The 19669-nt window shown below is 66.4% G+C and carries 16 protein-coding genes and 1 pseudogene; 3 read left to right on the forward strand and 14 right to left on the reverse strand.

All coding sequences use genetic code 11. The features are described 5' to 3' along the window. The first annotated feature begins 77 nt into the window (after nucleotides 1-77). Complete coding sequence (locus OG485_RS08310; RefSeq protein WP_328665412.1) at nucleotides 78-497, forward strand: contact-dependent growth inhibition system immunity protein; 420 nt, start codon at nucleotides 78-80, stop codon at nucleotides 495-497. Between the two features lie 787 nt (nucleotides 498-1284). Further along, nucleotides 1285-3951, forward strand: coding sequence for a tetratricopeptide repeat protein (locus OG485_RS08315; RefSeq protein WP_328665414.1), 2667 nt, complete (start codon nucleotides 1285-1287; stop codon nucleotides 3949-3951). A gap of 14 nt (nucleotides 3952-3965) precedes the next feature. Here the strand turns inward: OG485_RS08315 and OG485_RS08320 are convergent, their stop codons facing one another. The 5 genes from OG485_RS08320 to OG485_RS08340 all read right to left on the reverse strand — a co-directional run bounded on the left by OG485_RS08320 (nucleotide 3966) and on the right by OG485_RS08340 (nucleotide 9117). After that, nucleotides 3966-5048 (reverse strand): hypothetical protein, encoded by a 1083-nt coding sequence (locus OG485_RS08320; protein ID WP_328665416.1) that lies wholly within the window; start codon nucleotides 5046-5048, stop codon nucleotides 3966-3968. Between the two features lie 455 nt (nucleotides 5049-5503). Continuing rightward, on the reverse strand, nucleotides 5504-6196 hold the full coding sequence (locus OG485_RS08325; RefSeq protein ID WP_328665417.1) for an aspartate/glutamate racemase family protein: 693 nt from the start codon (nucleotides 6194-6196) through the stop codon (nucleotides 5504-5506). Further along, complete coding sequence (locus tag OG485_RS08330; protein ID WP_328665419.1) at nucleotides 6193-7371, reverse strand: MalY/PatB family protein; 1179 nt, start codon at nucleotides 7369-7371, stop codon at nucleotides 6193-6195. Before OG485_RS08330 ends, OG485_RS08325 begins: the two co-directional genes overlap by 4 nt. Next, nucleotides 7346-8134 (reverse strand): serine O-acetyltransferase, encoded by a 789-nt coding sequence (locus OG485_RS08335; protein WP_328665421.1) that lies wholly within the window; start codon nucleotides 8132-8134, stop codon nucleotides 7346-7348. The genes OG485_RS08330 and OG485_RS08335 overlap by 26 nt, the downstream gene beginning before the upstream one ends. Then, nucleotides 8131-9117, reverse strand: a complete 987-nt coding sequence (locus OG485_RS08340; protein ID WP_328665423.1) for a PLP-dependent cysteine synthase family protein — start codon at nucleotides 9115-9117, stop codon at nucleotides 8131-8133. The genes OG485_RS08335 and OG485_RS08340 overlap by 4 nt, the downstream gene beginning before the upstream one ends. A gap of 267 nt (nucleotides 9118-9384) precedes the next feature. On the opposite strand from OG485_RS08340, the pseudogene OG485_RS43990 reads away from it, so the two are divergent. After that, nucleotides 9385-9685: pseudogene (locus tag OG485_RS43990) on the forward strand (transposase); the annotation flags it as partial. A 268-nt stretch (nucleotides 9686-9953) separates the two neighbouring features. On the opposite strand, the gene pssA reads toward OG485_RS43990, so the two are convergent. The 9 genes from pssA to OG485_RS08390 all read right to left on the reverse strand — a co-directional run bounded on the left by pssA (nucleotide 9954) and on the right by OG485_RS08390 (nucleotide 19667). Further along, entirely contained in the window at nucleotides 9954-10769 is an 816-nt protein-coding gene (gene pssA / locus OG485_RS08350) for a CDP-diacylglycerol--serine O-phosphatidyltransferase (protein WP_328674282.1), read from the reverse strand. A gap of 398 nt (nucleotides 10770-11167) precedes the next feature. Continuing rightward, nucleotides 11168-12157, reverse strand: coding sequence for a branched-chain amino acid transaminase (locus OG485_RS08355; protein WP_328665425.1), 990 nt, complete (start codon nucleotides 12155-12157; stop codon nucleotides 11168-11170). Beyond that, nucleotides 12154-12825, reverse strand: a complete 672-nt coding sequence (locus tag OG485_RS08360) for an HAD family hydrolase (protein ID WP_328665427.1) — start codon at nucleotides 12823-12825, stop codon at nucleotides 12154-12156. Before OG485_RS08360 ends, OG485_RS08355 begins: the two co-directional genes overlap by 4 nt. Further along, a complete protein-coding gene (locus tag OG485_RS08365; protein WP_328665429.1) occupies nucleotides 12825-14162 on the reverse strand; it encodes a D-arabinono-1,4-lactone oxidase in 1338 nt (445 codons plus the stop codon). Before OG485_RS08365 ends, OG485_RS08360 begins: the two co-directional genes overlap by 1 nt. Continuing rightward, nucleotides 14159-15067 (reverse strand): SDR family oxidoreductase, encoded by a 909-nt coding sequence (locus OG485_RS08370; RefSeq protein ID WP_328665432.1) that lies wholly within the window; start codon nucleotides 15065-15067, stop codon nucleotides 14159-14161. Before OG485_RS08370 ends, OG485_RS08365 begins: the two co-directional genes overlap by 4 nt. A gap of 9 nt (nucleotides 15068-15076) precedes the next feature. Then, nucleotides 15077-15751: an RraA family protein gene (locus tag OG485_RS08375; protein ID WP_328665434.1), complete on the reverse strand. Its 675-nt coding sequence runs from the start codon at nucleotides 15749-15751 to the stop codon at nucleotides 15077-15079. 43 nt (nucleotides 15752-15794) lie between these two features. Then, entirely contained in the window at nucleotides 15795-17711 is a 1917-nt protein-coding gene (locus OG485_RS08380; protein ID WP_328665435.1) for a transketolase family protein, read from the reverse strand. A gap of 32 nt (nucleotides 17712-17743) precedes the next feature. Further along, nucleotides 17744-18553 (reverse strand): SDR family oxidoreductase, encoded by an 810-nt coding sequence (locus tag OG485_RS08385; RefSeq protein WP_328665436.1) that lies wholly within the window; start codon nucleotides 18551-18553, stop codon nucleotides 17744-17746. Nucleotides 18554-18560: 7 nt separating this feature from the next. After that, on the reverse strand, nucleotides 18561-19667 hold the full coding sequence (locus OG485_RS08390) for an N-acetylneuraminate synthase family protein (protein WP_328665438.1): 1107 nt from the start codon (nucleotides 19665-19667) through the stop codon (nucleotides 18561-18563). Between the last annotated feature and the right edge of the window lie 2 nt (nucleotides 19668-19669).

Consider the following 19669-nt stretch of genomic DNA (forward strand, 5'->3'; position numbering starts at 1 on the left):
AACAATGCGGACGCAGAGACGCACTCCAGAAGTCAAGCCTTCGCACCGACGACTGCGGAGCACGGAAGGACCCGACAATGCCCGAAGACTTCGACCGCGGTTGCTCCCTCGAAGAGCTGGAGGGCCTGCGCTGGCCGGCTCCTCCCTCGGACACGACCCCCATGGTCCGGAACGTGTACGAGCTGCGGCGTCGACCGGTCGCAACCCTGGAGCCGCACGAGCTGGCCCGGCTGATCGGACAGGATGCGGGGCTGCCCTGGCTCCTGCTCCTGGCCGTGGAAATCCTGCGGGACACCGCGTCGAAGCAAGCCGAGGGCGGCTGGTTCGACGATGACCTGCTGTACGCGGCCATCACCAGGAAGCCGGAGGTCTGGGCCACCGCCCCGGAGCTGGCTCACGAACTCAAGGAAACCGTCGCCGTCCTGACCGACATCTCACGCTACGTCCGCCAGGACATCGACGCGTTCCTCTCGGCCCTGCCCGGGAACGATGCCTGACAGCGAGTGGACTTCCCGCGATGCCGGACACTCGATGCTTACGCCGCGAGGGCATACCCTCGCTCGTCAGCCCCCTGGAAACATGGAGAACTTCCTCGGACCATGTCCTGCATGGCGAGTTGGCCGTTGAGCTGACCATGGGGCGGGGTACGTGGAGTTGGATTGTTCCGGCCGGTTCCTGCCATCAGCCGTTCGGCTGGAACGGTATGTCGCTGCCTGTGCGACACCAGAAGGTCGCATCATACGTCCCTCCGCGATACGGGACTTCGAGAACCCGTTCCGTCCACTCACCCCAGAAGTAGGCATGCGGGCGAATGCCGAACCCATGCAGGCCGGCAGTGAAGTGGGCTGTTCGATCGCGGGTCCGGGATGCCGTGAAACAGAGCGGCCGCCGCCTCGATCACAGATCGCGAACCGGTAGCCCTCCCCGGCCTCGCCCGACAGCCCTCGCCCCGGCCCGGACCGACCGCGTGTACGTCCGGGCCCACGGCGATGGACGTACCCACGGGCAGGACCGGCGCCGCGCCGGGGGCGGGTGCGGCGGCGATCCCGGGTCCGGCAGCGTGCCGGGGACATCTGACGCGGTCCCTACGTCATCGACGCCAAACCCTATGTAATTTCCTGGCCACGATATTCGAATGTGCCCCTGTTACTAAAAGTGCAGCACATGCTTTGTGGTACCGGGGCGGCGGAAGGGATCAGGACGGGCCCGCAGGGGCCCTAGGCAAGAACGGCGCTCGATGGTTTAGTCGGAAACCACGACTGAGTGTCGCCACTTCGGGGGAATATGGCCAAGCATCTCAAGCTGGTTCTACTCGCCACGGGAGGAGCTGCCGTCCTAGCGCTGCCGGGGATCTTGGCGGCAGCTCGATTCAAGTCGCCGGTGATCGTCGCCAGTGCCCTGGGACTGGCCGCAGTGGTAGCTGTTTTCGCCGGTTTTTGGAAGGACAGCCTTTTCGAAAGGTTCCAGCAGGACCGGGAGAATGCGACCTTCGTAAGAGACGGCTGCCTCACCACCAAGGGGAATCTGCCGCTCGTGCGTCAAGTGGTAGAGCCCACCTGGCTCGGTGTGCACGCGGCGCGCCGCACGACGGGCCGGACCACGACCAGCCAGCCCCCCTACGTTCCACGCGATATCGATGATGAACTGAAGGAGCAGTTGGCCGCTGGAGCCTTCGTGCTCATCGTTGGTGACTCGACGGCGGGCAAGTCGCGTGCCGCCTACGAAGCACTTACCGCGACCTTGCCTCAGCACACGCTCGTCGCCCCGCAGCAGCGGACCGCTCTGCCGTATGCGATAGAGCAAACCAGCGGCACGCCGCGCGCCGTGCTCTGGCTCGATGACCTGGAGCGGTTCCTCGGCGACGGCGGAGTCTCACGCAACTTGATCACCAGGTTCCTGGACTCGAACGGGCAGCACCGCGTCGTCCTGGCTACGATCAGGGCCTCGGAGCTCGACACCTATTTGCGGGCGGACAATGCCTCTCGTCCGCTTCACCGCGATGTAATGGATGCCTTGGCGCTGGCCCACCGCATCGATCTGCCGCGGATGTTCTCCCCCGCAGAGCGGGACCGAGCCGCGACACGCACCTGGGATCCGCGCATCACGGCGGCGCTGAACCAGGCGGACCGATTCGGTATCGCAGAGTACCTGTCCGCCGGCCCAGAGCTGCTGCACCTGTGGCACGCGGCACGGGACGGCGGAGAGCACGTACGCGGCGCAGCACTCGTCTCCGCAGCGGTCGACTGCCGCCGTGCCGGTGTAACCGCTCCCCTGCCGCGGATGCAACTCGAAGAACTCGCCGCCCTCTACGTCCCCAACCGGGGCGGCATTCCCTTCCAGGGCGAAACGCTGAACCAGGCCTGGGAGTGGGCGACGGAGGTCCGCACGACAACGGCTCTGCTTACGCCGGTGGGTCACGACTCGGTGGATGTCTACGACTACCTCGTGGACGAGACGACTCGGACCGCCGCTTCACCGGTTTCCGACGCCGTGCTCACGGCGGCCCTGGGCTTCGCGGATGCAGCGGATTCCATGCGAATCGGAACCATCGCCCGCGCCCATGGCAAGTACGTCATCGCGCTGAGAGCGTACGAGAGCGTTCGTAATGCCAGGATCGCCTCGCTGGGAGAGGACGACCCGGAGACCCTCACCAGTCGCGGCAACTACGCTGCCGTGCTGCGGGTGCTGGGCAAACTGCGGGAGGCCGAGGCCGAACATCGGGCCGTGCTCGAAGCCCGCATACGGGTCTTGGGCATGGACGACCCCGCCACGCTGGTGAGCCGTAACAACCTGGCCCTCGTCTTGCACGACCTGGACAGGCTGGAGGAGGCGGAGGCGCAACATCGGATAGTCAGCGACATCCGCAAGCGGGACCTGGGCGAGGATCACCCGGCCACACTGACCAACCGCAACAACCACGCGTTCGTCCTTCACGACCTCGGGCAGGTTGCCGCAGCCGAGGCGGAGCACTGCGCCGTCATGGCGGCGTACCAGCGGCTGCTCACTACCGCAGAAGCCGAACTGACCGCGGGTTCGCCGAATACCGCCGCGGTACTGAGATCGCTGGGCCGGCTGGAGGACGCCGAAGCGGAACACCGGACTGTCCTCGACACGAGCACGCGGGTCTTCGACCCGGATCATCCAGATGCGCTGACCAGCCGCGGCAGCCCGACGCTGGTCCTCCACGCGGTCGAACGCCTGGACGATGCCGAGGAGATGCACCGATCGGTGTACGAGGGCTACGCGCGCGTGCTGGGCCCCGACCACCCCTCGACGCTCACCAGCCGCGAGAATCTTGCCGTGGTGCTACAAGCACGCGGCAAGGTGGGGGAGGCAGAAGAGGAGCACCGTGCCGTCGTCGACGGATTCGCCCGGGTGCTCGGTCCCGATCATCCGTCCACGCTGACCAGCCGTTCCAACCTGGCCGTCGTCCTTCAGGCTCTGGGCCGGACGACGGAGGCAGAGAAGGAGCACACGGCGGTCGTAGCCGACTTCTCCAGAGTTCTGGGGCCCGACCATCCCTCCACTCTCACCAGCCGCAACTTTCTCGCAGCCCTGCTTCTGTTGTCGGGCAGGACGGCACTGGCTGAGAACGAACAGCGAGCTGTGCTGGAGGGTTTTCGACGGATCCTTGGCCCTGGACACTCATCAACACTCACCAGTCGCGGCAATCTTGGTGTGGTGCTGCACGGTCTTGGGCGGTTTTCTGAGGCCAGGGCGGAGCACACCGAAGCTCTGGACGGCTTCACGCAGCTGCGCGGCTCGTTGCATCCGTCGACTTTGACGAGCCGGTCGAATCTTGCGATTGTGCTGCACTCCCTGGGCTTGGTCACCGAGGCCGAGGCTGAGCACCAGACCGTCCTGGACGGCTTTATGCGTGTGCTGGGGCGTGATCATCCCCGAACTGTGCGCGCCCAGGAGGTGATGCGACAACTGAGGCGTCGTCGTTGAAGACGGCCGCGCAGTCAGAGAAGGATGCGGGAGCGAGGTACGGATTCACCGAGGCGTACGAGCAGTTCGGTGAACTCGTTCGTGAGCTGATCGCATTCAGTGGCCGAGCGGCCGATCGCAGTCACCCCGATCTTTCCGAAGCGGTCGAGAGCCGGCCAGAGGTGCGGGACAACGCCCCGCCCCTGCTTGGTGTCGAGAGACAATCGTGGGGAGCGACGCAGTGCCGAGATGAGATGTGCCGCTGGCAGACCGCGGCATGAGGGGATCAGGACACTGTCGGTCGCGCTGAAGAAGATCTCATGTCCGTCCAGCGCCACGAGTTCCCCCGCAGCTCCGAAGGCGTGCGGGACTACGGCTCGGACGGTGCGGTTCGGGTGGGTGCTGCCGGTCTGGCGCAGGTTGATCTCCGTGGCGTAGAGGACGGGAATCCCGCTCCTGTCCAGAGGCGGGGCGGCGATGAAATCGACGCCCACGTGGCCCACGACGCCACGCGCGGCCAGCGCCGAGAACGCCTTGGCCGCCTGATCAGCCGCTTGGGCCCGATAGTCGAACCGCGCCGGATAGCGGCACCCGAGGTAGTCCCCTGCGGCTCCCACGAGTTGGTCGTGTATCCCCAGTAACACCATACGAGCCTCAGAGGTAGGGCCGACGCTGAGATGGCCCAGGGCGCTGGGCGCACCGACGCTGGTGCCTGGGGGGTACTGCACTCGCCGTTCCGCGATGGCGCCCACCCTCTGGAGCCACTCGAGGAATTGCTCACGGCGGACGCCGGCGCCGGCTGGGCGCAGAGAGGTGAGCAACTCCTGCTCGATGCCGGCCCGCGAGCTGCTTTGGAGGTCCACGAAGGCGTTGCCATGCCCCGAGCCGAATCCGCGATCCAGCTTGACGACCCACTGACCGGGACCGTGTTCGCGTACCAGCGTGGCCAGTCGCGCGGCCAGAGACGGGACGTCGCGGTCTGCCATGTAGGAGCCGGGCAGATGGCGCACACCAGCGGCGCGGAACAGTTGCCTGCTCCCCGACTTGTCACCCCAGCCGAGCAGCCGGGGATCGGCCTCCAGGAGGCCGAGGCCGAGCACGTCGGCCAGGGCCGCCATGCGCCGGCTTGAAGCGAAGCACGCCAGCCCGTCAACCCTATGGCCTGCCCGCCTGGCCAGTTGGATAGTTCGTCGCAGTCTCCCGACGAGCCGAGCGTCCGCAAGTACCTTCTCGCTCAGATGCCGCTCACTGTCATCGTCGATCTCCACCAGGGCATGACGGGCGCGGCGGTCGGCACGGGACGTGGCACCCGGCCGCACGAGTCCCAGAAGATAGCCCTCGACCGCCCTCCCCACCGGCGGAGCCTGAAGCACGACGAGGGCGGCGTCAGGCTCCGATGCGACCCTGAGCGACTCCCACAAACCCCGCGAGGATGACAGCCAGCGCCCCAGGCCGAAAGTCATCTCCTCGGCGGAGAACTCCTGGGACGGGCATACGACACGAAGGCGAAGTCCCGGGCGGGCTGCCAGTGTGGCGTCCAGTCGATCGAGCGACTCCGTGACAGCCGACCCGGTCATGCCCTCAGGGCCCAGTCCAATGCCGACTGGACGTGGATGAGAGTGGTGTCGAAGACGGGCAGCGGACTGGTGTGCTCGTCAATCAGCAGGCCGATCTCTGTGCACCCGAGGATGACTGCCTCGGCTCCTCGGACAGCGAGCGATTCGACGATCCGCAGGTAGGTGTCCCGAGAGGAGTCGAGTACCTGCCCGAGACACAGCTCGTGGTAGATGATCTTGTGAACGCGTGCCCGCTCCTCCGGCTCCGGGACCAGAACCTCGAGCCCCCGCGCCGTTAGACGGTCCCGGTAGAAGGCCTGTTCCATCGTGTACCGCGTGCCGAGAAGCGCGACCTTCTCGATGCCGGCCCGCTCCAGCGCGTCCGCAGTGCCATCCGCGATGTGCAGGACGGGAATACCGACACTGTCCTGCACATCGGGGTAGACACGGTGCATGGTGTTCGTGCAGATCAGAACGCAGTCGGCACCACCCAGTTCGAGCTGCCGTGCACGCTGGCCGAGGTATTTTCCGGCCTCTTCCCAGGCCCCGTTCTCCTGGAGTGCCTCGATTTCTGCGAAATCGACGGAATGCAGAAGAATCTTGGCAGAGTGCAGGCCGCCGAGCCGCTCCCGCACTCCCCGGTTGAGTTGCTGGTAGTAGTAATCCGTCGACTCCCAGCTCATACCACCCAGCAAACCGATGACCTTCACCTTTTACTCCCTTTCCTGTGACACCCTTCCAGGGCGTCACCCAGTCTTTCGAGTATGATTTCGAGGCGCGCCGCAGAGGTGCCGAAATTGAGCCTGACAAACTCACCCAGAGAGGCTCCGAAGAGGCTACCAGGGTAAAGCGCAATCCTCCCGGCGCTCTCCAGGAACGACCCCGCGTCAGGACCGATCCCCGCAGCACGTAGATCGATCCAGGCAAGATAGGTAGCAGCCGGCGGCCGAACATGCACTTGATCGAAATTCGACAAGAATTCCAACAATCGGGCACGATTCGCGCTCAACTGTGTGCGCAGTTGTTCCAGCCACTCGTCACACGATTCCCAGGCTGCGATCGTTGCGGCAAGACCCAAAGCGCTCGCACCACTGCGCAGGTGCCACGGCAGCCTCCGGAACCTCGCATGCAGCTCGGCGGTCCCGAAGTGCCCTACGGCGCAGCGGAGTCCGGCGATATTGAAGCTCTTCGCGGCGGACGTAAACACTATGGTCCGGTCGGCCGCGGCACCGACAGAAACAATCGAACGGAACTCCGTTCCGGCATAGAGTATATCTGCATGAATTTCGTCGGAAAATACGACAGCGTTGCGACCCACGGCCAGCCTGGCAATCTCCTCCAGGGTGCCGAAGTCGAATACGTGGCCAGTCGGATTGTGTGGCTGACAGAGAACTATCATCCGAATATCTCGTTCTTCTGCGGCTTTGGCCCACGCAGTCGCCACAGCTTCCTCGCTCAGGTTTCCCGCCGGCACCAGCACCGGGCGCCGACCGAGTGACCGGATCGCCTCGATGAAGGGTGGATACGTCGGGCTGTGTGTGAGTATCTGGTCACCAGGCCGAGTGAATGCCAAAATCGCGCAGCACAGAGCCTGCGTGATCTGCGCGCAGACCTCCGTTGCCGCGGGATTGGCGCGCCACCCCCATTGCTCTTCGCTGCGATGTGCAAATAGTTCGGCCAGCTGGGTCGGCGCGCCGGTCGTGTAATCGGGATAGCCCAGGTCGGACCGGTCCACGGCATCCCACAGGGCCGCGCGTATGGCCGGCGCCACCGCGAAGTCGAGTTCGGCAACATCCGCCGGGATCACTTCGGGGCGTGCCCGGCCCCATTTCAGGCCCGGCCCGGCCCGCAACTGCTCGTCAGACAGCGCGACCAGGCGTGTCACCGTTCGCTCCCAACATCACATGACCGGCCTCGTGAGCGCACGCCTCGGACTCGGGTTGTATGCCGGATCTTCTCGTCGTCACCTGGACCACGGAGACGACTCGGACCTTAGACCCCGCGGGAACGTCTTCGACGATTCGCGCGCCAGCCTCGATACGACAGTCGTCCCCAATCGTCACCGGCCCGAACACGGCGACGTTTCCCGCAATCTCCACCCGGTTGCCGATGCGCGGATGCCGTCGGCCGGTCCACTGGTCGGGCGTGCTCCTGATCGCGCGCGCGCCGAGGACGACGTTCTGCAGCAGGTAACAATCGGCGCCGACGCGTACCTGCTCACCGATGACCGTCCCATAGCCATGGTCGATGACCATCCGGCTGCCGATCATGGCAGCCGGATGGATCTCGACGCCCGTTTCCACTTTCGCCGCCTCAGCGATGCAGCGAGCGGCTGTGGCGAGACTGTGTCCGACGCCCTGCCTGTCTGGCATGCCGGCACCGAGCCGGTGCAGTTCATGAGCAACGCGGTGGGCTACCAATGCCCGAAAACTGAGGTAACTCTCGTAGGCATAGACGGCACTCGACCGAGCTGCCGGATCCCTGGTGGTGAGTGCGTACAGATCCTCAAGCACCGTCAGCGGAACGCCGGGCATCAGCTCCACCGCCCTGGCCGGAGTGAGTCCGGCACGAGCGAGTCCTTTCGACACCGGTTGCAGAATCGTCCGCATGTCCGCCTGGATCCGCCGGATAGGTACCGTGCCCTTCACTCGTAGTCCTCTCCACGGTCGAAGAGAAAGGAAACGTATACCGCATCGGACAGCGAGGCATCGGTTCTTGAAGAACGAAATTTTTGGACGGCAGCATAATTTGCGCAGCTACTGGGGCCGACGAAGAACCGGTATTTTTCGGCGAGTTCCCGCCCGGCGTCGGCGACTTCAGCGTCGGTGACGGGAATTATCTCGTCGAGTTCCGCGCTCGGGAAAAATGGGGCGGGTTGCCCAACGGAGAATCCCTGGAGAGCGTGGATGCCGTGGCGACCGGCCCTCAGATCACAGTTGGGGGGCTCGACCCCGATCACCATGACCCGGCGGAACCACTGCCGGAGCACAGAGGAGACACCTCGAGCGGTCGCCCCCGTCCCGAGGCCGCTGACCAGCGCCAGCGGAGTGCTCCGCCCGTATCCACGGGCGATGAGCTGCGCGAGGATCTCGGCCCCCGTGCCCTGTTCGTGGGCTAATGGGTTGGCCGTGTTGCCGAACTGGTTCAGGTAGAGGAACTTCCCCGGCTGCTTGCGCAGGAGCATTTGAACGGCGGCTTCGTTGTCCTCACACTCGGGATAGGAAGCACCCCGGTCTACCACAGTGGCACCCAACCGGGCAGCCAGTTCCTTCTTTATCTTGGAGTACCCGGGGTCCGTGACAAGGACGAGTTCATATCCCCGGATCCTCGCCTCGGCGGCAAGGCCGATGCCGAGATTCCCTCCGGTTCGCTCAAGCAGGACTTTACGATCTCCGGGCTTCAGGTGGCCGCGCTCTTCCGCGTCACTGATCAATGCGCGGGCAACCCTCGCCTTATGGCTGCGCCCAGGGTGCAGGAATTCGCATTTTAACAGGATGCCCGGTATCGCTTCGAAGAGCGGTGTGGGCGGCAGCGGGTCCGACATGACGAGAGGGTAGTCCTGGACTATGCGAACAGCAAGCACACCCAGATTTTTCAGCCACGCAAACATTCGGATCTTGAGAATCGGCATACAGGGACACAGAAAGAAGTGGAACGTGAAATTCTCATTTCACGTGAGCCTCAGATGTCGCGCCGTGTCACGCACCTACGCACAATGTCTGAATTCCCTTGGGTACAGGGCAGAGTGCCGAGACATCACTGGTCGCTGCCGTTGCCGACGCACGAGCCCTGCCATCAGCGTGGGGGTCGGTCGTTGATGTGCTCGGCAAGCACGCCGGCTCCCCACCGACGTGGGAGTCTCTCGCACCTGCACGAGCACGGGATCCACCTGCGCCACGACGGTCGGCGCGAGTCGATCCAGCCGACAACCGAGCGTCTGCCGCACGGGAACATGCGGGTCCTGCAGCAGTTCGTGATACCAGGCGCCGTGCGACCCGCTGCCGATCAGGCAGCGGATCGCACGGCGGCTGACCGGAGTTGTCAGGCCGAGGGTATGGGTGATCGGCAATGTGTCGTTCCCCAACTGCGGAAAGGAGTCGGTCGGGGTGGCCCGCCAGTACTGCGGAGAGGTCAGGAGCGCGCCCCGTCCAGCAGGAGACCGTCAACTGGCCCACTGCTCTCCCGCTACCAACGAGCACTGATCGTGACCACCTTGCCTCGTAGGCGGCCCCGGACAATCTGTGGCTCCGCGTCTCCGGTGTGACCTCCTGTGGGGAGAATCCGGGGAGTACGACAGCTGCTGGGGAGCGCATGGGGAGAACGAACCGCGTGACACCAGATGAAGCTGAAAGCCCCTGACAGGCGCACTCGCGCAGGTCAGAGGACGACCGAGGCCGTCTTGCCCGGGCGGGCCCAGGTCAGAGCATGTCTGACCTGGGGAGGTTTCGTGCTGCCCCTTCGTCTCGGTCAGACTGTCCCGGCAGAGCGTGCGTGGCGTACCCCGTTGATGCGACGCGCTGTTGCGAACAGGGGAAGCACCGCTGCGAGGGTGAGCTGGAGAGCGCAGCCGGTCACCAGGAGGATCTCGGCGCCGGGGATGTCCGCGGCCCAGGCAACCAGGCAACCGATATTGACGGCCGCCCACGCCACCGTCGCGACGGCCATCGGGCCCGTGGGCTTGGGGTACTCGACCCTGCTCACCATGAGCCAGGCGACACCGAGGACCGCGATCAGCGTGACCACGAAGGGCAGTTCGAGCAGGACGATGGAGACGACGGTAAGCGCGGCGAACGGGATCGGCATGCCCTGGAACATGCCGTGCTGCATCGTGGTGACAGAGAATCGTGCGAGCCGCAGCAGACCACTCAGCAGCACCGCGACGGCGGCCACGACCACGAGTCCCAGATGGGCATCGTCGCTGACGAGTCCCCACACCAACACGAAGTATGCGGGCGCGAGGCCGAAGCTCACGAGGTCCGACAGGTTGTCGAGCTCCGCCCCCATCCCGGAGCTGCGGAATCTCCGCGCGACCAGCCCGTCGCACAGGTCGAAGAGCGAGGCCATCAGAATGAGCATCACCGCAGCGGCCGCACCATGCCTCACCGAGCCGTCGCCACGACCGTTCGTGAGGTACGGGACCAGAACGGCGGTCGTGATGAAGTAGATCGAGGAGAATCCGCAGACCGCGTTGCCGAGCGTCAGCACATCAGCGACCGACAGTCTCGACGGAGACGGCTGGCGTGTTGCCTCCACGGGGGGCTCTTCAGCCCACGATGGTGACATCTCGGGTTCAATGAGGGTCAAAGTTCTCTCCTACGTACGACTCTGGCTGACAGTCACCAGTGGCGAGCATCATTGCAGTAGAGCGAAGGTAACGGCAGCCGGGGTCTGGGTACCGCCTCGGGGACCGAGGGTGCCTCCACGCCTTTTGTCAAGCAAGTCCGCTCCCGTGAACCGCCCGGCACTGCGCCGGACCGGACGGCGACCGGACCTCTCATCAGCGTCTCCGGCAACGCCTCCGGGCCCGGTGACACCACCTCCACGTCATCTGATCGACAGGGGTGACAGTCGTCCGGGCCCGGATGCGGGCGGCCTCTTGAAGTATCGCTAAGGACATCACGGGGTCGCATGTCCAGGAGCAGCACCCGGACCGCGCCCGCTCGGTCAGAGCAGAAGCCCGGTCAAAACGATATCTCCGTCAGCCAGTCCGCGTGGTCCTCGGACGCCCCCCGCACCACCCGGGCGTACGCCTCGTCCAGCGCGCGGGTGACCGGCCCTGCACTCCCTTCCCCCACCTTGAGTCCGTCGACCCAGTTCACCGGGAGGATCTCCCATCCCGTGCCCATGAAGAAGACTTCGTCCGCGAGGTACAACTCGGTCCGGTCGACGTCTCGCTCCACGACCGTGTACCCGAGTTCCCGCAGCAGCGTGATCGACGTGTCACGCGTCAGGCTCTCGAGGATTCCGCTGGTGGTGGAAGGCGTCGAGACCACACCGCCGCGGACGACGGCGATGCACGCCCCCGGGCCCTCGCTGACCTTCCCCCGTTCGTTCAGGAGGATGGGCCAGTCATGACCGTTCTCCCGTGCCTCGATCATGGCAAGCCGGCCATTGTGGTAGTTGGAGAACGCCTTCACCCGTGGTGGCATCGATGCCTCGTTGATGCGGGTCCAGGAGCTCACCGCGGCACGGCAGCCGCGCTCGGTACCGAGTCCGCTCTGGAACGTCCAGCTGTCCACGACCAGTTCGCACACCACGCCCGCGGGCACCATCTGTTCTTGGATGATGCCCGCGGGGAAGGCCCAGGGCCGCAGATAGACATCCTCCCGATAGGCATTCGCCCGGAGGACATCGAGCACCGCGGCGCGCAGCGTGTCGAACTCGTACGGGATGTCGAGCCGGACGATGCGTGCGGACTCGTAGAGACGCCGCAGATGCTCGTCGAGACGGAATGCCAGCAACTTGGTCCCGTCGTGGGACACGTATGCCTTGATGCCCTCGAAGACAGCGGCAACCGAAGCGTGGCCCACCGCGTTGATGTGGACGTTCGCCTCCGCCCACGGAACGAGCGAACCACTGCGCCACAGCCATTCGGGGCGGGCGCGATCGTTTCGCACCAAGGAGTCCATGATGGACATGTCTCCAAGGCCGAGTTCCTGTTCCATCGTCATGCGTCCATCACCTTTGTCGTCTTACGCGGAACGTCGAACCGCTCCAGCTGTTCCAGACTGTCGAGGACCATGTCGGCCTTGATCAGCTCGGTCCGCACCCCTCGGGCCCCCGGCACCGCCACACAGGTCAGTCCGGCTGCCTTCGCCGCCGCCACACCGATCGGCGAGTCCTCCAGGGCGAGGCCCGTGTCCGGGCCGGTGCCCAGCAGGTCCAGGGCACGCAGATACAGGTCCGGGGCGGGCTTGCGGGCCTCGACCTGCTCGCCCGTGACCACCAAGGTGAACCGGTCGAGCACCCGCAGCCGCTCCAGGTGGCCGCGTACCCAGTCCCCGTCAGAACTGGAGACGACGGCGCACCGGATCCCCCGTCGTCCGGCGTTCTCCAGCAGCCGCGCCACCCCGGGCCGCAGGGGTTCGGCATCCGCGAGCCGGGCCTTCACGGCGCGTCGCTCGGTCATCTCCTCGACGGACAGGTCCCGGCCGAGACGTCCGGCCAGGTCCTGTGCGGCGTGCGACTCCCCGGTGGCCCGGCCGGCCATCGCTTCCCATACCTCGTCGGGGAAGACCTGGCCGTGCCGGGCGTAGAGCAGTTCCCAGGACCGGTACGCGGCCCTCTCGGTATCGCAGATGAGACCGTCGAAGTCCCACAGCAGCGTGTCGGTGGGCATCAACGCGCGTGGCGTGTACCGCCGAGCACACGCCTGAGGTAGTCACTCGTGAACATGGACTCGGGGTCGAGTTCGGCTCGGATGTCCTGGAACGCCTTCCAGCCCGGATACAGGTCCGCAAGGGTGTCCACCGTCGCAGTGTGCGCCTTGCCCCAATGCGGCCGTCCGTCGTGCTCCCGCAGGGCAGCTTCGAAGACGCGAAGGAGCTCGGTGTAGCCGACGGTGCGCGGGACGGTGATGTTCACATAGGCCGTCGTACGTCCCTGAGCAGGACTGAGCAGGTAGTCGTCACCGGCACCGAAGCGCACGGTGATCGAGTAGGGCGTCCGCAGTCCAAAGCGCTTGACGTCCTCGTGGACGTGGCGCACCGCGTCGGTGGCCCTCTCCAGCGGCAGGGCGTATTCGAGGGAGAGGAACTTGACCGGCTGCGGGAAGGTGAACGCGTTGTAACTGACGTCGACGTAGTCGGCAGGTCCCGAACTGCCGCCCAGCTGAGCGGTCATGACGCGCTGTACGGCCCGCTGGTCGAGCCTCCCCACCAGGCCGGCGGTGGCGCACCGCACCTCGCCGAGGGTGTTGGCGCGCCGGCGGCGCGCGGCGTCGGCGGAGACGGGAGCGTCGGAGGGTTCGAGCTTGAGGGTCGACGCGTTGTCGCTCCACCCCTTGAGGGAGAACGTGGCGTGCTCCGCGCTGCCGGCGTACGCCTCGATGTCTTCAAGGATGCTCTCCAGCGGCTGACTGCCTTCCGTCACCCGCAGGTTGAACTTGGGAACGCAGCGCAGGGTGACGGTCGAGATCACACCCAGCGCTCCCAGGGAGGTGGCCGCCGCCCGGAAAAGCTCCGGGTTCTCCTCGAGGCTGCAGGAGCGGACGCTGCCGTCCGCGGTCACCAGGGTGAGCCCCAGCACCTGGCCGGAGAACGGACGGTGGTGCAGCCCGCTGCCGTGGTTGCCCGTGGAGATGGCTCCCGCGATGGTCTGCTCCTCCAGGGTTCCCATGTTGGACAGTGCCAGACCGGCCTTGTCCAGGGCCCAGTTGAGCTCTCTGAGCAGGGTCCCGCCCCGGACGGTCACGGAGGGCGCCGCGGGGTCGAGCGCGACGATTCCGGTGTAGCCCGTGAGATCGAGGAGCACACCGCTGGTGGTCGCGATGGGGTTGAAGGAGTGCCCCGTCCCCGCGGCCCTCAGGGTCAGGCCGCGGCTCGCGGCCTGCCGCACGGCGTCGACGATGTCGCCCTCGTCGGTCGCACGAACCAGACGATGCGGGGTGCACTGGGCGGAGCCGGCCCAGTTGCGCCACACATCCGTGGCACGTGAGCCCCTGGTCAGCAGTCTCATGCGGTGGTCCTTTCGGATGCAGCCCGACCGGCCAGCACAGTGCAGTGCCGGTCCACGGCGTCCCGCCATACGGGCATGGCGAAGCCGAGCTGCGCCAGTCGGTCGGTGTTGAAGGCGGAGACCTTGGGCCGGCCTCCGACGAACTCGCAGTCGTCGAAGGAGATCGCGGTCGGAGGGTGGTCCGCGCTGAGCTTCGGGTCGTACTGCATCAGGGCGTAGGCGCCGAGTTCGTAGCGGGTCGCCCTGCCCTCGTTGGCGGCGTGCACGATGCCGGTCGGGAACTCGTCCTGTGTGATCAGGTGGATGATCGCGCGGGCCAGGTCCACCGTGTAGGTCGGGCGGCTGTACTGATCGTCGATCAGCTCCTGCTGTTCGCCGCGCTCGGCCGCCCTGATGGTGGCCAGGACGTCGTCGTTGTTCTCGGCGGCGCCGCCGAAGAGCCACGAGGTACGTATCACCAGGTGCTCAGGAACATGCGCCGCGATCTGCTCGCCGGCGAGCTTCGTCAGGGCGTACACGCTCAGCGGGTTGGGAACGTCGTTCTCCCGGTATCCGTCCGCCGAGGCCTTGACGCCGTCGAAGACGTAGTCGCTGGACATGTAGACCATCCGGCTGCCGTTCCTGCGGCAGGCCTCGGCCACCTGGTGGACGCCCGAGACGTTGACGCGCAGAGCTAGTGCGGGGTCGGTCTCGCAGGGGGCCACGATGGAGATGGCGGCCAGATGCAGGACGATGTCGGGGCGGAAGCTGTCGATGGATGCGGCGACCGCGGCTTCGTCGGCGATGTCGAAGTCGTGGACGGAGACGCCCTGGACGGTCCAGTCGACCGTACGGGCATCGACGCCCAGCTCCTGTGCCAGGGCTTTGCCGAGACTTCCGTCCGCACCGGTTATGTAGAGGCGCACCGTTTCTCCTTAGAGGTTGCCGAACTCGGCCCGCAGGTCCGCGGCGGTCGCACCGGAGGCGATGCGGTCGCGGATCTCGTTCTCCCGGCGCGCCACGTCGCGGGCGCTCTCCAGCACGTCCTTGGCGCTCGCCGACGGCACTGTCGCCACGCCGTTCTCGTCGGCCACGATGATGTCGCCGGGGAAGATGACCTGGCCGCCGACCGACACGGGCACGTTCACCTGGACCGGCTCGATGCGGTCGTGGACGGCCCCGGGCGACTGCCGCGGCGACGTGGTGCGGTACCAGAGGGGGAAGCCGATGTCGCGAATCTCGTCGATGTCCCGTGCGGCGCCGTCGATGATGGCCCCAGCCACGCCGAACTTGTGGGAGACCGTTGCGGTCAGGCCACCCCACATCGCCGTGGTGGCCAAACCGTGGCAGGCCATGACGATGACGTCTCCGGGCTGGGCACGGGACAGGATCGGCAGCGTGTTCACCCAGTCGTCGATCGAGAGGTTGATGGTGAACGCGGGACCGGCGATCTTCTGGTCGTTCCGTACGACCTGGAATCCGCCGATGGCGCCGGCGCGGCGCTGCCCGTCGGTGACCACACAGCTGGGGCTGTACTCGGCCAACAGCTCCCGGAAGCCGTCGACGATCTCCTGCGGGGGGCGGGTCACGTCGTTGTAGATGGTGTCCATGAGGTCTTCCTGTTCTGGTGAAAAGGCGGTCCTGGCAGGTGGGTCAGTGGTGCTCGTTCGGGCGGATCCGGGCCAGGAACCGCTCGGCGAGCCGTTCGGCGCTCAGTCCGTGGGCATCGAGGACTTCCGCCTCGGTGCCGCACTTCGGCACCTCGGTCAGGCCGATTCCGGTGAAGGCGGGGATCCTGTCGTCCCTGTGCTCCAGCAGTGCCCTGGCGATCAGGTCCGCCTGGCCGCCGTGGGTGTAGTGGTTCTCGACGACGAAGAGCTCGTCCGCCCCGGCGGTCAGGTCCGCCAGCCAGTCGGAGTCGACGCGGTTCAGCCAGGGCAGGTCGACGACGGTCAGTTCGATGCCTCGTCCCGCCAACAACTCCGCGGCGCGGATCAGTTGGGTGAGGACGATCGGCCCGGAGCCGATCGCGACCGTCGCGCCGCCAGAGCGCACAACGCGGCCGCGCCCGAGCGTCAGCGGCTCCGCGCCGAGCGCCTCGGCCTCCGCGGAGACCGGAGTGCTGACGAGTCGCAGGTACGTGCTCGACTCGTGGGCGATGCAGAAGTCGAGCGCCGCCTCGGTCCCGGCCGAGTTGGCCGGCTCCAGTACGACAAGGCCGGGAATGGCGCCCAGTGCGCTGATGTCCCGTACCGCCTGGTGGGAATGGCCGGGAGCGGCCGGGATCAGACCCGCGAGCGAGCCCACGTAGACGATCTTCCGGTGTTCCGAGGCGTTGGTGTACATCTGCTCGTTGGGCCTGGCGTGCAGGAAGCAGGAGAACGAGTGCACGAAAGGCAGCAGGCCGCGCGAGGCCAGACCGCCGGCCATCGACACCATGTCCTGTTCCGCGATTCCGCACTCGATGAACCGCTGCGGCAGCGTCTGGGAGAACGGGATGAGGCCGGTGTCGAGCACCAGGTCCGCGTCCAGGGCCACGATCCGCTCGTCACGCAGAGCGCGCTCCACCAGGGCACGGCCGTAGACCTGCGGAAGCTGGGGGCCCGTCGCCTTGGCCGGCAGGGTGACATCGGCCGTGGCCGGCTCGACCGGAACGAGACCGTGCCTGCCGAGCAGCGCGTTCAGCGAAGTGAGCAGCTCCTGGTGGGCGCTGCGGTAGTCCTCCACGGAAGGCGCGCCGCTGTGAAAGCGGTAGCGCCACTCCCCCTCGGGCATCGACGTGGCCGCGAAGGTGCTGGCACCGGCCCCCTTCACCGTGTCGGCGATGATGACGGCAGGTGATCCGGAGTGCTCCTTGTGCCGCAACCGGAACGCGGTGTCCAGCTCCCGCGCCGAGTTTCCGTCGCAGCGCAGGACACCCCAGCCGAAGGACCGGAACTTCCCCTCCAGATCGCCCAGGTCGCTCACGTCCGTGACCCAGGTGTCGGACTGGATCTTGTTGTGGTCGACGATGACGGTCAGTTCACCCATGCCGTGGTGGACCGCGCCGGCCAGCGCCTCCCAGTTCTGCCCTTCCTGCAGTTCGCCGTCGCCGGTCAGGACGTAGACACGACGGCTCGCCCCGGCCAGCCGGTCGGCGAGGATCATGCCCTTGGCCCGGGAGATCCCCATTCCGAGGGAACCGGTGTTGGCGTGCATGTGCGGGATGCTCACGTCGGGGTGGCCGGGCAGACCACCCAGCCTGCGGAGCTGGTGCAGCTTCTCCTCGGGCAGCGCGCCGAGCCCGATCAGGGACGCGTACAGGCCGGGAGCGTCGTGCCCCTTGGAGGAGAAGTAGACGTCTCCGTCGGGCTCGAAGGGCGAGCGCATCTCGTGCAGCATCAGCCAGGCGACGGCGTCGGCCGCGCTGAAGCTCGATCCCAGGTGCCCGGATCCGGCGCGCATGATGCTGTACAGGGTGTTGATCCGTGAGGCGTCCGCGAAGGCTCGACTGCGATCGTGCGGATCGTCGATGCCGTCCAGGATGCGTGTGAACTCGTCGGCGGGCAGCCAGGCGAGAGAGATGTTCATGACTTCTCCAGAAGTACGGGCGACAGGTCGGCTCACCAGCAGACGTAGCCGCCGTCGACCAGCAGCTCGGTGCCGGTCACATAGCTGCTCATGTCGGATGCGAGGAAGAGCAGCGGCCCGGTCAGGTCCGCGGCCTCGGCCATACGCCGCAGCGGGACACGATCGCTGAACTTGCCGCGGAAGAGCGGGTCCTGGTTTCCCAGCACCCCGCCCGGCGAAAGGGTGTTGACTCGTATGCCCTGCGGGCCCCACAGCGCGGCGAGGTACCGGGTGAGCGCGGCGGCGGCCGCTTTGGACATCCCGTAGGCCGGCGGCTTGAGGAACGGCGGATCCTGCGGCAGGTGTTCGTACAGCCGCGGATCCGGCGCCATGCTGCCGTACAGGGAACCGATGTTGATGACGGACCCGGCGCCGTTGCGCGCCATCTCCGCGCCGAACACCTGACAGACCCGCAGCACTCCGAGGGCGTTGACGTCCAGGACGGCCTGGGAGACCTCGGTGGGGATGTCGCCGAAGAGCCAGCCGCCGCCTGTCGCGCTCGGCGGCTGGTCGATCCCGGCGTTGTTGACGAGGACCGTGGGGGATCCCGCCTCGGCCAGGCACGTCTCCAGGGCCCTGCGCACGCTCGTCGTGTCCGTGACATCGGCTTCGACGAGATGGAAGCGGTCCCCGGGATGACGGGCGAGCCGTTCCCGGAACTCCTGGGGAACCGTCAGGGTGCGGTCGAGGCCCACCACGACGGCACCCGCCTCGAGGAGGGCATCGGTCCAGATCCCGCCGAGACGGCCCAGCACGCCCGTCACCACCGCGACCTGTCCGCTGAGGTCGATGTGCGTACTCACCCGGCGCTCAGCCGAGGTTGTCGAACTGGACGGCGCCGTCGGCGGCGAGCGGAGCCAGCAGCGGGCGGCCGAGCACCTGGTCGATGAGGTACGGACGCAGGCCGTCTCCGGGGGACTTGATGGCGATGTCCTCGGCGGTGAGGACGTGACCGGCACTCAAGTCCCGGGCAGCGACGATCTTCTTCGCCATCTTGCGCAGGGCCGGTGCCTCGACGGGCAGTTGACGCTTCTCGGGACTGCCGAGGGAACGGCGGGTCCGGTCCAGGCTGTCCACCAGCTCACGCAAGTGGCCGGCCTCCAGCGAGAAGTGGTGGTCGCTGCCCGGCAGGGTGCGGTCCATGGTGACGTGCTTCTCGATCACGCGCGCGCCCAGCGCGTAGGCGATGACGCTCGACTCGGTCTCGATGTCGTGACCCGACAGGCCGACGACCACGTCCGGGAACTCCTCGCGGTAGGTGTTGATCACCGAGAGGTTCAGTACGTCGGGCGTGGCGGGGTAGGCCGCGGTGCACTGGAGCAGCGCGAGCTGGTCGTTGATCGGCGCGACGGTGTCGACCGCCCTGCGGACCTCGTCCATGTCCGCACCGCCGGTGCTCACGATAAGGGGGATGCCCGTCTTGGCGGCGTAGGTGAGCAGGGGCGTATTGGTCAGATCGCCCGAGGCAATCTTGATGGCGGGCATACCGAGTTCCGCAAGGAAGTCAACGCTCGGCAAATCAAAGGCAGTCGCGAAGAAATCTATTCCCAAATCGCGCGACAGAGAGGCGAGTTGCTGATATTCGGCGACCCCGAACTCCACTGCCTCACGGTGCGCACCGTACGTCGGACCGAAGCTGTTCCGGCCCGTGTAGGGCTCGTCGTACATCGCCTTGGTGAACAGGGCCTTGTTGTCACGCTTCTGAAGCTTTGCGGCGCTTGCGCCGGATTCCGCGGCCATGCGGATAAGCTCGGCCGCTTTCTCCACGTCACCGCCATGGTTGTGTCCGATCTCGGCTATGACGTAGGCACTTGCACTGTCAGTGACGAGGTTGCCACCGACAGTGATATCGCGAGACATGGGTATGCGCTTCCTATCGTGCGTATTACCCCGGGCGATCGACGAGACAAAGTGCACAT

The sequence above is a fragment of the Streptomyces sp. NBC_00328 genome (genome assembly GCF_036139655.1).
In the GTDB taxonomy this organism is placed as follows: Bacteria; Actinomycetota; Actinomycetes; order Streptomycetales; family Streptomycetaceae; genus Streptomyces.